The sequence below is a fragment of the Paenibacillus sp. FSL H8-0034 genome (assembly GCF_038000305.1).
Taxonomy (GTDB): Bacteria; Bacillota; Bacilli; order Paenibacillales; family NBRC-103111; genus Paenibacillus_S.
Map to the genome: position 1 here is coordinate 7,375,476 of NZ_JBBOBS010000001.1, position 16,132 is coordinate 7,391,607.

At 38.9% G+C, this 16,132-nt stretch carries 15 protein-coding genes; all 15 read right to left on the reverse strand.

The genetic code is table 11. From position 1 onward, the window contains the following. Positions 1–22: 22 nt before the first annotated feature. Positions 23–1,996 (reverse strand): C40 family peptidase, encoded by a 1,974-nt coding sequence (locus tag NST47_RS32915; RefSeq protein WP_341158909.1) that lies wholly within the window; start codon positions 1,994–1,996, stop codon positions 23–25. Further along, on the reverse strand, positions 1,983–2,189 hold the full coding sequence (locus tag NST47_RS32920; protein ID WP_341158910.1) for a hypothetical protein: 207 nt from the start codon (positions 2,187–2,189) through the stop codon (positions 1,983–1,985). Before NST47_RS32920 ends, NST47_RS32915 begins: the two co-directional genes overlap by 14 nt. Before the next feature lie 60 nt (positions 2,190–2,249). Next, positions 2,250–2,474, reverse strand: a complete 225-nt coding sequence (locus NST47_RS32925) for a hypothetical protein (RefSeq protein WP_341158911.1) — start codon at positions 2,472–2,474, stop codon at positions 2,250–2,252. Positions 2,475–2,995: 521 nt separating this feature from the next. After that, complete coding sequence (locus tag NST47_RS32930) at positions 2,996–3,661, reverse strand: hypothetical protein (protein ID WP_341158912.1); 666 nt, start codon at positions 3,659–3,661, stop codon at positions 2,996–2,998. A 315-nt stretch (positions 3,662–3,976) separates the two neighbouring features. Next, a complete protein-coding gene (locus tag NST47_RS32935; RefSeq protein ID WP_341158913.1) occupies positions 3,977–5,881 on the reverse strand; it encodes a hypothetical protein in 1,905 nt (634 codons plus the stop codon). Between the two features lie 83 nt (positions 5,882–5,964). Continuing rightward, a complete protein-coding gene (locus NST47_RS32940) occupies positions 5,965–8,181 on the reverse strand; it encodes a C39 family peptidase (RefSeq protein WP_341158914.1) in 2,217 nt (738 codons plus the stop codon). Between the two features lie 31 nt (positions 8,182–8,212). Continuing rightward, positions 8,213–8,677, reverse strand: a complete 465-nt coding sequence (locus NST47_RS32945) for a hypothetical protein (RefSeq protein ID WP_341158915.1) — start codon at positions 8,675–8,677, stop codon at positions 8,213–8,215. A 17-nt stretch (positions 8,678–8,694) separates the two neighbouring features. Beyond that, a complete protein-coding gene (locus NST47_RS32950) occupies positions 8,695–9,108 on the reverse strand; it encodes a hypothetical protein (protein WP_076238390.1) in 414 nt (137 codons plus the stop codon). Between the two features lie 128 nt (positions 9,109–9,236). After that, complete coding sequence (locus NST47_RS32955; protein ID WP_179097812.1) at positions 9,237–9,386, reverse strand: hypothetical protein; 150 nt, start codon at positions 9,384–9,386, stop codon at positions 9,237–9,239. Between the two features lie 12 nt (positions 9,387–9,398). Beyond that, a complete protein-coding gene (locus NST47_RS32960; RefSeq protein WP_341158916.1) occupies positions 9,399–10,283 on the reverse strand; it encodes a hypothetical protein in 885 nt (294 codons plus the stop codon). 17 nt (positions 10,284–10,300) lie between these two features. Beyond that, complete coding sequence (locus NST47_RS32965; protein ID WP_179097811.1) at positions 10,301–10,957, reverse strand: hypothetical protein; 657 nt, start codon at positions 10,955–10,957, stop codon at positions 10,301–10,303. Positions 10,958–11,280: 323 nt separating this feature from the next. After that, complete coding sequence (locus NST47_RS32970; RefSeq protein WP_341158917.1) at positions 11,281–12,762, reverse strand: ATPase, T2SS/T4P/T4SS family; 1,482 nt, start codon at positions 12,760–12,762, stop codon at positions 11,281–11,283. Beyond that, the gene (locus NST47_RS32975) at positions 12,759–13,934 is read right to left on the reverse strand and encodes an AAA family ATPase (protein ID WP_341158918.1); all 1,176 of its coding nucleotides are present in this window, start codon (positions 13,932–13,934) and stop codon (positions 12,759–12,761) included. The genes NST47_RS32970 and NST47_RS32975 overlap by 4 nt, the downstream gene beginning before the upstream one ends. Then, positions 13,912–14,733: an SAF domain-containing protein gene (locus NST47_RS32980; protein ID WP_341158919.1), complete on the reverse strand. Its 822-nt coding sequence runs from the start codon at positions 14,731–14,733 to the stop codon at positions 13,912–13,914. The genes NST47_RS32975 and NST47_RS32980 overlap by 23 nt, the downstream gene beginning before the upstream one ends. 472 nt (positions 14,734–15,205) lie before the next feature. Next, the gene (locus tag NST47_RS32985; protein ID WP_341158920.1) at positions 15,206–16,105 is read right to left on the reverse strand and encodes a hypothetical protein; all 900 of its coding nucleotides are present in this window, start codon (positions 16,103–16,105) and stop codon (positions 15,206–15,208) included. Positions 16,106–16,132 lie beyond the last annotated feature (27 nt).

Consider the following 16,132-nt stretch of genomic DNA (forward strand, 5'->3'; position numbering starts at 1 on the left):
TTTAAATAAATTAGATTACCTATTAACTGTGTAACATTTTCAGTGCATCGTTTAATTCATCAATGTTTAACCTTTGCCAGACACCTACTTGAATTTCTGTTGAATTCCCACTAAAGTACCTTAGATATTTTCCGTAGATATCATTCTGTTTCGAATAATTTAATGCTCTATCTCTCGCTTGTTGATTTAGGACACAATTTGCTTCTGTCATTGCTCTTTTTCCAGTATCAACAACTTTACCACTTTCCGCATATATTGCTCTGATTATTTGCTCATCAGATGCAGAATCCATATCCAAAGTACTTAACGCATTCTCAATTACATTAGGTGCACCTCCAATTCCGTGTTGAACAGCTCTTGACCATATCACATTTTTTAATGCTTCACTTTTTTTATTAAAGTCTACGCCAGTATCACTCCGTATTTGATTGACCACTACGTCATAATAAGCATATTTGGTATAGTCATGTTGCAATTGTAGAAACAATGAACTATTCTCATTCGCAATTGCTAGCCATTCCGTGTTGAAATTCAGTTTAAATTTATTTCCATCGCTGTTGTAAGCATTTAAAAGCCTGTTATAATAATCATCATTTTCCCCTTTTAACCACAGTGTAAAGTCATATGGAACTCCAAAAGCACTAGCAAACTGATATGCACCATAAGAAGATCCCCCAATATCGCCACCTCCACCTGATATCGAGCCCGGATTTCCATTTGATTCATATTTTGCAGACAATTCTCCGAGTTTACTATCAACACCAACATAAGCCTCATTGTCTCTGGCTATACCTCCATTACCCGTATCATCCTCAATAATACGACCATAGTATTTAACGTTCATACTAGCTAGAGGGGAAAGCTTAACGGTACCTAATGAGTTAGATGACTCGGAACCCTCATGAATTTCTGTAGGAACGCCATTGATTAGTCCCGCATAGATACCTACATGGTCATGGTCTCCGCTGAATGATGAAAAAATCAAGTCACCTATCTTCAAATCATTGTAATCCGTAATTGTTTTAATCTTTTTTTGCTCCTTCAGCTGATTATACTGATCGCCCGTTGTTGCTCCGATGTCTATTCCAGTGATGGTATAATACACGGAGCACGTAAAGGCCGAACAATCCATCGTAGCCGGTATAGGATCTGTCTGGAGGTTTACTTTCCTTAATCCCCCCAGTTGGTAATCAATTTTACCCAACCACTTCGTCGCTTCGTCGACAATATCTTCTCTTGACTTGGCCGCGTTCTCTATTCCCTGATGCGTAGATTGGAGATTGGTTACTTTAACAGGCGGCTTATCAGCCGCTCCTCCCGCCACTTTACTTGAATCCCCTGTATAAAAACTACTGAAATTCATTCCACTACCCAGGACAGCGGCTGCCAAAGGAAATGCCATACTCAGCGTTTCCCCCAACTTCTGCTTGTACGCCTCTGCCGCCGCGAGATTACTGGTTTTGATCGTCTGATCCTGATATCCCTTATAGATGTCCATCGCCAGATCTGCTCGTCCCAACTCACTCAACATTCCTGCTAAAGCAGGGTTGTTTATAGCAAGGCTGCTCATAATGGATTTCATCCCGTCCACCGTAGTCGTCGTCTTCTTCGATTCCGATAGCAGTTCATACACAATCGAGGCCTCCGGAAATTGCTTGTTCATCAGATCACGATACTGGTTCGCGGTCTCATGAAGAGCATTTTGCCTTTCTTTTTTCTGCTCTGCCGTCAATGTGTCGTCCTCATCGACCTCAAACCATTCCTTCTGCAGCTTTTCGATCCTCGCTTGGTACGTACTTAGTGTCGTTAACGGTGATTCAGTAGCTTCATCAAAATATCGTGCATATTCCGCATAGGGCGCTACCTTCTCATAAAGCTCCGGATTGGTTTCTTTGAGCCTGGCCAATCGTTCCTCTACCGCACTTTGACCCCCTTGCGCATAGACCTTAGCCAGTTCCAGCATCTCATCGTACAGTTCTTTATTATGTTCTTTCAATTGTTCCCGCAATCGAATACTCGATATAATTGGCTTCCGCAAATTGCTGCGTACTCGCCTGATAGGCAAGCTCCGAGTTATTCTTCATTTTTGCTAACAATTGATCCACCGAGGGGGTCGTTAGCCAGTTCCATGCTCCTACTGCAACCTTACGGGCTAAACCCCAGATTGTCGGATCGCTATAGTCAACCATCTTCGTAATCCATTCCTGCAGTCCATTTCCGGTGCTTGGACTTCGGGGTGGTTCTGCGGCTTACAGCCCCATCAAAGCGTTATACGTCGTCTGTAAGACGTTCACAATCGTGTCCAGCTGTGTCTTGGAGTTCCTGTAGTAGGTTTCCGCCATATTGGAATCGGAACGTGCTATTGATAAATAAATTTTGCTTTGATTGTAGAGCTGCTCTATATTACCTTTCGTATCTTGAGCTTGTTTAATTAGAGGCTTCAGATCCTCCAGATCCACCGTAAGCTTGGTCATTCTTACCACTCCTCTATATTCAACTGAGCTCTGTTTACCCACAGCTTAGAAAATGGTCCTCTCTCACGATGTAAGACTCCCAAGTAGCAAAACAAATAAGGATATTGCCACAATGACAATACCAACAAATTATAAAAAGGAGCCAATAGCCCCTTATTAATTCCATAAATTTCATTAACACTTTTATTATGGTTCTAAAGTAATTATTTTCAAATAGGTCTGTTGGTTCATTATCGACATTTTTTCCCATCATTCTGCGCGGTTTTTGTCGAAATATGAATTATTTGATAGTTTGGGTACCCGTTCATTATAAGTAATTATCTTTTGTCAGTGTTTGGACAGAATCCGTATGATTAATACCTTATCCTTGAAGAACACTCATGCAAACTAGGGGAATCACCTTATTGGGGATCAAATGTTTCTTTTATCCGAAGCTTTTGTTGATACCTTTGCCATCTCGCTATGTATTTTCCGCTTACATACATTGGTATTTACGATTGTACAATCCCTGTAGGAATTGTTCACTTCGAAGATTGGTTATCTAGTAAGTTGAACAAATATGGACCTCTAAGGGAATTATTTGAGGATAAACCAAGATAGACATCGCCTGTTTGTAGATTTACTATCCACCTTTCATTCGGGTGACTAAGACTCTGTATCCATCCCCCAGCCTTGGACGGATGCTCCCCTACCCATTCCAAATCCTCTTCTAATAGATCCAATCTGCTTGCTAGTATGGAGAGAACGTTCTTTTCATTCAGTTTGGTTATTTGTGCCCTCGTCTGAGATTGGAACAATTTCGTATCAAAACTTGATGTGATGCGCACCCATGACGCCCAAGAAATGGATGATTCATTTGAAATATCGACAAATTCTTTTAACTTGTCCTTTGGAAGTTGATATGGCGCTTCTGTTGGCTTCCATAGTACCAACACATAACCATTTCTTTCTGCAATCTTGCGGACTGCCCCACCTACCTGCTGAGCTATCCAATCATCTTCCGTAAGGAACACAACACCAAATAATATGTCCCCTGTTATGAATTTGACATCTACTTTCTTGGCAGCAATATCTTCAGATATAACATATTTGCCCTTCCAGGTTTGGGGAAAATGGATCTCAATGCCCAGTTGATTATTTTTATAAATAAGGTCATTTTCAGCTTGAATAGTTTGGTGTGGAACCAAATCGCTTGTTGATGGTGAAACTGGTATCTGCGGTGTGTTGACAGTCTGCGGTGTGGCAGGACTACTCGCCGAAACCTCATCTCATTTAGTTGGATTGGTAGAGCAGCCATATATCAGTAAAGTTGCAACTAGCGTAAGGATCATGCTAAATATTCTTTTTTTAATAAACATATAATTACTCCATTTCTCCATAACCTCAGGCACATTAAAGAAGTTACGGAAGCTCTAATGATGGTCTCCCACCCTTATATTTAGCTGATAATGCTTTAGCCGTTTTATGGAAACCGTACCCAGACCTGCACAAGTATAGTTATCTTATTGATTTACGTATATGACTTTTTCCCCATTGATTGTTACTTGAATAGTCGATGGACTGTCACTAATGAAGGGAGGCAGACTTGAACGAATATTAGCAAGATCAGCTTTCTGGAACAATTTCTTATCAAAATCTATTTTCTCTGAAGTAAAAAGATGCCAATCCTGGCCTAGCCATTCTTGCCAGTCACTATAGTATTTATCTGGAGTGAACTCTAACTTAGCATTGTTTTGAAGCATGACTACGTTCTCTACTTTGCATTTAGGACAATATAAGAGAACAGGGATTTGTATTTTATTCGTATCGGGGTAATAATTGCCATAATCGGACAACCCATAGCCTACAGCCTCAACTCCAGCAACAAAATCAATTTCTTTAGAAAATGGATATATAGCATTCATATTTTTAAAAAATGGTAGTTTTGTTTGGATTGGCGGTAAAACTAACGCATCATCACATGGTTTGGTATATTCAGCCAGCTCTTTCATCCAGGTTTGCCGATTAACCTCAATTAATTTATTTTGTGGACCGATCTTAGTAGATGGCACTTCCTTTACATATGCGGTTTTACGTCCAAGTACCATCGGTTCATAGTATTCGTTTACTTTATTATCTGGAAAACCCTTGATTCCTTGTAGTACCCCGGTTCTCTTCGAATGAATTGTGGCAAACAATAAGGAATCGCCATACTTATCATTACGTGTTATGAAAATAGGGTTATCATTCATATAAACAGACTGTTCTGGATCACTGGCTTGAATCGAATTTTTGGTCATTAGGAAATTAAGTAGTGGGAATATACGCATCCCTGACTTGTAATCGACTGTACCTTTTTGCTCAGAAAACTGTCCACGATCCTCTAATACTTTTTGACATGCAGCGACACTGCTATTAGCAGAAATACTAGCAGGTTTGACAACTACAGTTAATGTCGGAGCAGTATCTTCCCTTAGCGCTTTGTTAATAATTAAAAACCGAAATTTCCCTGGTTCCTTGAATGTGTAGTAGTCTGTCTTTAAGCTATTAGAATTAATGCTTTTTAGATTTCCTAAGCTCCAAGTATCCATATATATTTGTATTTCTTTGTCTGAGAACGCTTTTTGGGTCTCATTGTTTTGTGGAACAAGCCAAATCGTTTCACCTGCTGTGATTGAAACCGTTGCACCCTCTAATACAGAAACCCCTGTTACTGACTTCTTATCCAGTTGAAAATGAATTTCTTTCTTGTTAGCAATCGTGCTTATGTAAGAGGGGAGAGTTTGCTCCATTAATTCATCCTTTTCTAAAAATATTTGAAGAAGCGTATTACTACCAACAATCTTGATTTTGCCATCGTTCTCTTCAATTCGCATAATGCCATCATTTAAAGACTTTTTAACCGCAACTTTGTTTGTATTATCAACAGACAAAATGATGACCTTACTACTTGGATCCGATACCCCGCCAATCATAATATTTGCTGTAACCAACGCCATATGCTGACTATCCTTTGGTTGCAGCGCTATAAAATCAAGTAAAATATCCCCTTTAGGTAACAAACCTGGCTCTGCATAAAGCGTGGAGTACGCGGGTGATTCCCATGCTGGGAACCAACGTTGCTTACTCCCATCATATTGAAACAAAACAAGTTTAACATGTGATGAGTAATCTTGAGTACGTGTCAAAACGACAGTAATCTGTGTATTTGGCAAAGTATTTAATGCCATTGTCTTATAAAGAAACCATGAATCATTTGCATATTGAACATCTTCTTGAGATAGAGGAGCAACAGTACTGAGTTTTGGATCACTTGGAATTGTACTTGTGGTAGATGAAGGATTTTCACTAATATTAGACGTCTGTTGACAACCACTAATTATAATAACAAGCAAGAGAAGTAGAATGATATAGGGCTGCTGCCTCATTCAATGAGCTCCATTCAGGATTAAATTGATAAATGCTTTTATTTAAAATTACTAACTTAAGGAATATTTGGTGTAGTTTTCAATTACTCTGATACCAATCTCCAACTAGAAACAGCTGCTCTACCATAATACTGAGCTTTATCCAATGTGGTATGTACTCCATTCCATGGGTCTATAATTTCCACGTCAGCGGCAGATACACCTTCTCCTGTTATTCCAACTACAACGACAAAATGAGATAAATTATTACCTAAAAGTTGAATAATTAGAGGCTTCCCTTCTAAATATGTTTCTTTTGCTTTCTCAATAACTTTCTGTTCTGTTAAACCGCGTGCTTCACTGTAAGTCGCTCCAATAGAATTAGCGGCTGCCTCAAACCTGAGCAAATAGTCCGAACGGTTCGTAATAAATTTCCTTTCCACGTCTGTATAGGTCACATTTGCACCATAATAATTAAGAACCATAGCCATCGAAGCAATAGCGCAACCATCGTCGTTATATTTTCTTTGGTCTATCGCCTCTATTTTAAGTTGCCCACCAGATTGGCTATTAATGTTTGGTATTGTAACTAGAGTTGGTGGCATTCCTGTGGAACCAGCCTCATACTTAGATTCCCAAGGTGAACTATTATAATATTTAAAAAAGTTTTCATCTCGTGCGTCTGTAGTGTTTCGATATCTGGCCATATTCGATGAGCCAGCATTATACCCAGAATAAACTGCACGAGCCACGTCTGTCTCACCTTTATTCAAAGCAACCTTATAATTTTTTGTCAGTTCATTTAACCCTGCGTCAACGTTATACCTCCAGTCGGATTTTATTTTTTCAAAGTCATACTCATTCCGCAACCAATAATCATTAAGTTGCATAAGGCCCCAGTCTGAGGATGTTATTTCTCCTGCTGAATTCTTATTATCACCGCGACTGGGTCTGCCATCATCTTCAAACTGAGTCATTTTATTTTCTGTCCACGCTGCTGCCAGACCAATTTGCGGCGGAAGGCCGAGTCGGTTGGATGCTTCTGTTATATAATCAATGATTTCTGTGTAACTCGGATTTCCACCCAACCTAGATTGAAGAATTTGATTGGTTTCTTGATTACTGCCCTCTGTCTTCTTAATGACTTCACGATCCACTTGCCCTTGAACAACACGAGCCGAATCCCCAGTATAAAAATTCTTGAAATCGGCTCCCGTACCCAGGACAGCGGCTGCCAAAGGAAATGCCATACTCAGCGTTTCCCCCAACTTCTGCTTGTACGCCTCTGCCGCCGCGAGATTACTGGTTTTGATCGTCTGATCCTGATATCCCTTATAGATCTCCATCGCCAGATCTGCTCGTCCCAGCTCACTCAGCATTCCTGCTAACGCAGGATGGTTATTGGCAAGGCTGCTCATAATGGATTTCATCCCTTCCGCCGTAGTCGTCGTCTTCTTCGATTCCGACAGCAGTTCATACACCATCGAGGCCTCCGGATATTGCTTGTTCATCAGATCACGATACTGGTTCGCGGTCTCATGAAGAGCATTTTGCCTTTCTTTTTTCTGCTCTGCCGTCAACGTGTCGTCCGCATCGACCTCAAACCATTCCTTTTGCAGCTTCTCGATCCTCGCTTGGTACGTACTCAGTGTCGTTAACGGTGATTCAGTAGCTTCATCAAAATATCGTGCATATTCCGCATAGGGCGCTACCTTCTCATAAAGCTCCGGATTGGTTTCTTTGAGCCTTGCCAATCGTTCCTCTACCGCACTTTGACCCCCTTGCGAATAGACCTTAGCCAGCTCCAGCATCTCATCGTACAGTTCTTTATTATGTTCTTTCAATTGTTCCCGCAATCGAATACTCGATATATTGGCTTCCGCAAATTGCTGCGTACTCGCCTGATAGGCAAGCTCCGAGTTATTCTTCATTTTTGCTAACAATTGATCCACTGATGGGGTCGTTAGCCAGTTCCATGCTCCTACTGCAACCTTACGGGATAGACCCCAGATTGTCGGATCGCTATAGTCAACCATCTTCGTAATCCATTCCTGCAGTCCATTTCCGGTGCTTGGACTTCGGGGTGGTTCTGCGGCTTGCAGCTCCATCAGTGCGTTATACGTCGTCTGTAAGACGTTCACAATCGTGTCTAGTTGTGTCTTGGAGTTCCTGTAGTAGGTTTCCACCATATTGGAATCGGAACGTGCTATTGATAAATAAATTCTGCTTTGATTGTAGAACTGCTCTATATTACCTTTCGTATCTTGAGCTTGTTTAATTAGAGGCTTCAGATCCTCCAGATCCACCGTAAGCTTGGTCATTCTTACCACTCCTCTGCTGCCATCATCTATCTTAGCGTTCCTTCCATTCATGAGCAGCCGTTCTAAAATAATTATTGGTTGGAGCTACAATAGAATATCTGGGCTTACCTACATTAATAGTAACAACAACAGTTGGGTCCCCAATTGCCTTGGAAAAGAATCCAGAGCTGTGATTATATAAAATGGGATATGTCGTATTGGAGTCATCAAAAAATTGAATGTTGTAGGTCACCTTGTCGACCCAATAACTTCCCGGCATAGGTATGTAATTATTGTCTAAATTTAGATCCTGCCTAATCACATATTCGGCTGCTTTAATTCCTTCTGTTTGGTCAAATACCATTGTTCCGTTGGAATAAGGTATCGATTGATAATATTGGGTGGCTGCTGCCGCTGCTTCCTCGGCTATATATTTGAGCTGAATAAAATGACGTTCAGCTCGATTGTATTCATTTTGAACATTCAAAAAAATAATATTTAATAGAAATAAACTCATCCACAAAATAAATATCTTCATGGGGCGAGTACCTCACTCGGAGCAGATCCCCGGATCGTGTACACACTCTTATTTTGTTCACTTGTAAAACCAAAATAACTTGCCATAGCAATAATTTCATTTATCGGGATTTGAATATCGTAGTCAATCATTTCACGTTGATCAAATGCATTAAATCGATATTTAGGTGTCGTCGTTACATTTACCATAATCTTGCTCAATGTAACATTACATCTCAAAGCAAGCTCATTTTTCATATTATCAATGTTACCTGGAGTAAAATAGCCATCTGTCCTGGCTTGTTGAACATGCTTGTGAACGATTTCTATAGCGTTCTCCATTCGATTGTGGTTGGCTTGATTTAATGTATATTGAACGATTGGGAAGAATACAAGAAGCATCATGGAAAAGGCTATAATAAATTTCGCCAAAGAATCACCTGCTTTACATATATGGACATCTTGAGATGTTGCCCGATCCCATTAACCGCAGTAATCCCAATAGTAATGATACTGCGGTTATTATTATGGAGACGAGTAAAGAGCTATTCAAGAGATTCTTATCTTTCTACATCTGCCATCTTTAGCATTTGTTTGTCAGCGACACGTTTTGTTTGGACTGTTGCCGTGTCGGTACTACCATTTATATAAGTGTAAGAAAGGAAGCTCCCTAGAATAACAAATGCAGCTACGATAATAAATTCTTTCATGTCCACTTCTCCTCATTGATTGATTTGTTGGAAACCTTTTAATAAATCCATCAGGAAACCCAAAACCAAAAAGTTCGTTAATACAGATATCAGGGATATAACAACAACAGCATATATCATGTGACTCCGATATTGATTTTGTTTCAGCTTCTCCGTTTGGCGTTTTTGTTTAAAATCCTCTTGAAATAGGATGAGCTGGTTCTTCAATTCAATTGGATTCAGTCCATCCAGCTTTTCAAACAAGCTTCCTATTTCCTGTGCATGATCCGTGTCCATTGCTTCAACAAAATACTTGCAAGCTGCTTCCTTTTGTCCCATCGTCCACATCATTAACATTCGATTAAAGATAGGCTTTGTTATCTTCGTAAATTTATTTAATTGCTCCAGGATGTAAAGCGATCCTGGTGGTCTCTCCTGTTTAATGATAATAAGATTTTTCAGTTGTGAAATGGCACGATAGACTTCTAAATTTTTTTTGTACTTGTACCTCGAAGTCAAAAGGTCCATTAAATATTTATAAGGGGTTTTTCGCTTGAAGATATACACCTTTGGGCTTGTAATCAGAAACACAAATACGATAAATCCCAAAGATGAAGTCATATCGCCTCCTTTCAGTGAATGGGATGCAAGGTTGCTAATCAATAGCAGACCTACAAGAAGATATCTGATGATTTGATATTGTGTTGAATTGATAGGTAACCCGGAAATAGCAAGAGTTTTCGTGACCTCATCGTCTCTAAAACGTTCCTGTACGATTTGCTGCAGCTGTGTGTATCGCCGCTTTTTGGCCTGGACTCTTCCAGCTAACAATATTGCTCTCGTTTTCCAAAACAGGTATATACCTGCTAATGATAATACCGATACGGCTGTGTAATAAGTAGCTTGTAGGTCTAACAATGACCACCCTTCTTTCCTTAAAAATCATTCTTAGGCTTTCGAATAAAATAATAAATGATAAAATTAGCTACAATACAGACCATTGTGTATACAAAATATTGCAGCCCTTGCGGATTTTTGAACTGATAATCAATAAATTTACTGGTTGAAAAACCCAAGTAATGTATAAGCCCATAGATACTTAATAAATAAGCTAAGGGGGCTACATACTTGATAATGAGAAAGGTTTCCGAATTATTTTGTTTATTCGTTTCATTTACAGCTTTTAGGGCAATCAGTTCATTAAGAATATCTTCGAGACCTTCTCTCACATCATCTCTGTAGGCAATAGCTTGATAAATATTATTCGATAACAGGATGGCCCACTCAGTTCCGATCGAAAAAGCAAACTCCTTAACAATCACTTCCAATTCTTCTCTATTTCTACATTCCTTTACATCAAGACTTAACCTGAATAAAGCCTTTCTTGTGTAAAGATCCCTTTTTAATCTAATAATCGTTTGGTCAATAGCTTCTACCATATTTAAGTAGTTCATTTTATACTGACTTATCAATTCAGTAACCAGAATATCGGCCTCATAGCTGCTGTTAACATTAATAGCGCGCAGTTTCATGTACAATAAGAGATATGGCGTTCCTCCAGCTGCTGTACAGGTGATTATGCTTGTTAACACTGTCTGGGAGCTCCTTATACAAAACAACAAGGAAAAGAAGGTCAACAATCCAGATATTAGAAAAAAGGTGTATATGGCTTGTTCGGACCTTGTATTCATGGCCACACGAATTGTCCGTTCGATATGACGCATGAAGCGGTTTTTTCTTTTTTTCCTTGAATCGTCTTCCTTCTGTGCTCCCTTGTAACGTCCGTAGGTTCTACCTTTGCGTACAGATGGTAAGATTAGGGAAGAAACTACCATCCACCCACATAGAAGAATGATGCAATATATGATGTATCTGGCTAACTCTTCAATCGTAGACACTAACATGGCTGCTTCACCTACCTGTTTAGCATGAATTTGATATAAGGTAGTTCTGTTACAGTTTCACCCTCTATTGGGCTTATTGCAGCCAAACGCTTGAACTCTCTTTGTACCACTTCAAATGCTTCATAATTTTCCATCTCGGCAATACCAACTTTATCCGAGCCAAAATCGTATTTGTAGCTCCAAGAATCCGTTCTAAAATTATATTTACATATTTGATGAATCGTAATTAACAAGGTTAAATGGTTGTATCTGATTTCGTAAATACCTTTGAGCCTTTTCTTGGATTTATCCTTGAGCTGGATAAATTCAAATAGATAATGTACATTTTTAGCAATTTTTATTGTATTTGCGAATACGTCCCCACCAAATTCCTGAACAATCCCATTAGCGGCATCGTAACAGAAATCAATGGGATCAGAAGTATGATAAGTAAATTTCACTCTTCTGGTTCCGCGATTCGTTGCTTCAACTACAATTGCCATGGCAACAGCATCCCGTGCTTCTGCCATTATGAGATAGTCCCCATCGGCACGAAGAAGTCTCTTAATAATTTTCTTTAGCCTAACACCGTCTGCAACAATTTGCATAATAGGTGCTTTTGGCATTAAAACATGCAAGGCGATTTCAGGATCTGTCTCGATCTGAATCCCTTCCAAAGTCCCATCCTCAAGAGACTGCCAGGTTTCCAGAAAAGTAGTTTTTCCTGTTCTTACAGGACCTATAAATCCTACATTGAATCCTACCAATGCCCAAGCTTCTAGAGCCGGTACCAGCTCTATTGGAACCGTTCCACGAGCAGATTGCTCTTTAAAGGTGAATTGTTCAATGATGTACTTACGAAATATAATTGTGGATTCTTTGGCCAAACCATCTTCACCATCCACGAATATTGCTATCCTCGTTCCATCGAGCATGTAGACTTCTGCATTGCCATCATCCAATCGTTTCTCAGGCGTTTGCAGCATAAGCGCTGTAATAAGCTGATTAATACGATCCTTCGAGATGGTTTGTTCTTGAAGTATCATTTTTCCATCGATCAGGAAGTAAATGCGCTGCCCTATGATTTTGCAAGAAGTGCTCTCCTTCATTTTGATTTTCCATTCCATAATCCCGGCCAGACCCCAATTCTCATGAAATATAGCGGATTTGAGATCTTCAAACCAATCAGGAAACCATTCACTCGAAGCATTGTTTTTTTTCAAATATTCTTCTATCTTTGTTTTAAAATAATTAACTTCTTTCGTATGACCGATAATGGCCCTTTTCTGCTGGTACAAGAATTGGTTGGTTTGGTCTGCTTCTGCCGATCCCGTTCCAATCCCATCTAACATTTCCATTTTTATTACTTCCTTAACGGCATCGCATATTTCATAAAATCGTTCCAGTCGATTAAAAGCCACGTTCGTTCTTCGGGATGTATCGGTGCTCTTCTTTTGAATCTCCTGAATATATTCATCCAGATGAAAGGGTCTTTTGGGACCAGTACCCATCATCCTGCCTGACCCCTTCCGAATAGCTGCTTGATAAATCCAGGCTTTTTCATTTCTTGTTCCCTATATTCTACTTTTAATTGTTTGGCAATCAATCTCGCTGTCAGCTCAATTTGCTCGATAAAATCTATCGAATTGAAATGGAGAAGTGTTTTGCGGTCCACTTCTGCCTGCCATCCCATAAATTCCAAATGTGGAGGCGTAGCTGCCAAGGTCATTTTGTAAAGATCAGCCATTTGTTTGCCATCATACATAGAAGTATCCTTCAGAAATTTATTGATAATAATCATGAAATCCGTTGTCTTCAACTGAAGTGATTTAAAAATCTGGCTCTGAACCTGTTCAAATTTGAGTCTCGGCTTCTCCTGCTGTGTAGTGACTAGATATTTGTGAGTTGCTGATCGCAAAACTCCAATGGTAAGCCCTAAGTTATAACTAGCCCCTGCGTCAATGATAATAATGTCAAACACATTGGATCCAAGCTCTAAAAGCTGCTCAACGTGCTCCGGGTGAAAATGACGCATATCGGGTAAATAGCGGGGGGCTTGAAGGATATAAAGATTGTTTCTTTGAACGCAGGTTTGCAGCAGTTTTTCAGGAGAGAGCACATTACTCCATAACTCCGCCTTGATTTCATCAATGCTGATATCCTCGTCCTCACGAAGTTTGACATAATAAGGGCCCATAGAGTCATTGAGAATATATAGTCCAATTTTGTATTCCGTATTTTGGGCTAATATTTCAGCGACAGATTGGCTAACCATAGAAGTTCCCACATCCCCAGCTGCTCCGAAGAAAGCTACAACTTTGCTATTTTTTCTTCCTATATCGGGAAACAAAGTATGGGTTAAATGTTCTATAATTTGATTTATAGTCATCTTAGGAGGAATAACCGTTATATCTCGGGCCTCACAAATATGAGCAATCAAATCATTTGGAGAATCCCCTTCATTGTCGGTGAGCATATAGAACAATTTTTTGCTTTTAAGCTGCTGTGCGTACCGTCCATATATATCTGACAACATATTATGTCCAATTAGTATACTGCTGATGATTAGTATATCCGCCTCTAAAGCTTCTTCTAAAATATCTGATAGTGTAACCTCTTCAAAATAACCAAGACCTCGCAATGGTTCCAACAGATCAACATTATTACTTACCAGTTTTACTTTCATGTACCGTACCCTCCCCATCACTATAACCTATGATAAACTTATTGCCTCCAGTTACTATGGAAGTCAGCAGATCGATATCCTCCTTAGTAGCTATAATCTCCAGGTCTTTTATCGTCGAATTGGCATCGATTCGATTAATAGGGCTGGTAGATACGACTTCCCGGTTTGCACTGTCTTTAACATAGCTAACTATAGTAGAGAAGATAGGCTCATTCTTTCCCATAAGTTTGTTTTTCTCATCCGGTTTTTGGGTTATTTGAACCTGAATGTTCTGATCTTTTTTTCCGATATCCTCAGTTATTTTACTGGTAGCATCAATCTGAATCTTTTTATCACTTTTCATTGCATCACTATTAACCTCATAAAATACAATTTGGTCTTTTCTTCTCAATGAATTAGGCATAGAATAAATCCATTCGTTAGGTATCTTCCAGTTCTTACGCTTATCATCTGTAAGCAGGTTCGGAGATTCAAAGAATTGTAAATCGAGTTGTAAATTTTTTGGAATATACTGCTTCGCTTCCAAACCTACAATGGTTCGTGGTTCTTTTATGAAATTTACGATTAATTTATCCTTTTCATATTTAACTGTTGTAAACATCTCTTCTTTAATTAAGTCTCCACGCTTCACATCATCTTTGAAAACCGGTACATCTACATAAAATGCTCTTTGTCTTCCATCTGCTTCCCACCACCACATCACCATGGCCAAAACAATGATAACTGCTATACCAAGTACAGGGATTAAGAAGCCCATATACTTTTTTATTTTTGCTTGAAAATTTCTCGAATTGAACACTTCAATCACTCCGATGCTAGAACTCACAATAGTTATTCTACTTCAGACTTTCCTGCTACCTTCTAATATTAGTCCCACCCTTTCTTGAAGTATCCTACCCATTATCTAAATCCTAATTAAAAAGCAAAATATTGATATCATCATTAAGATAATATCAATACTTTCTAAATATTAATTATCCAATCTCCTTCAGAACCCAACTTATTATTTATGGCTCATTGTCTAGTTCTACAGATACAGTACAAGACGAAATATAATGCTTAGTACTCAATTTAGATTCATATTCTTTGTTTATATTCCAAAAATTTCTTTTATTCATCTATTATGGTCTTTGGGTATTTATTTTCAAATAGGTCTATTGATTCATTATCGACAATATCCGCTCAACAATTTTGTTGAATAATGTCGAAGTGTAGCACATTTTAAAATATTTAGTCTGACCTTCAAATAAACAACTACTAATGATTGGTCTCTATGTCACTCGAATCCATACCATCTCTTGATTAAGGACTTCTACATATTTATCAGGTTTGATTTCTATTTTATCAATCCTATCAAGTGGATCTCCCTTCCAGATCGATACATGCATACGATCTCTATAAGTCTCGGGAACATATTGTTCCATATAATGATTCCTTAATTGCTCGCTTGACCATTTTAAGGTGTCCTCTGTCAGCTTAAACTCGGGGAGAGGATACACACTCTCATAATTTTGACCTATCCATCTTATCATCAACGTGGGCCAAAAACCTTGGAGACGGTTATCCATTTCTACATCCCCTGAGTCAGGGTAACTCAGATCACTGATTTCACAATAAAATAATAGATGCGAGGTATCTTTATACTTACTAATCTCACCCATCGTATAATACGGGCAAATTTCTTCAAGCATAAATACATCATTTCCACTGTGCACCTGATTCATTTTCAAGCTATTTGTCACATGTTCCAGCTTTTCTTGAATGATGTTTTCAATTATCTCCGCTGCATACATTCGACTAGGCAAGTTTATTTTACCAAAGGAAATAAGATATTTTTTGCCCCTTTGATCCTTAAGCCATACATAAACAACATTATCTATAGAATTGGATGAGTTTTCTATGGAGGCGGGTTCACATATAATATATAAGTTGTAGTTCTTCCTATCTTCTTCTCCGATTTTTCGATAAGGCTTGGAGTCTGCATATGTAAAACCAAGTCGATGACTGACATATTGTAAATCTTCGAATCCATCTCTTTGCCTACGATTATACAAGCATTCTCTCGCAACCCAGTCCCAATATTCAACCTTATGATCATAGCTGATCTTTATGGGTTTTTCTGAGATAGCTGTATCGTTAAGATAGAAATAAGCGCGAATAGATTCCAACATAGATAAGTACCACCTCAAATTCCTAAT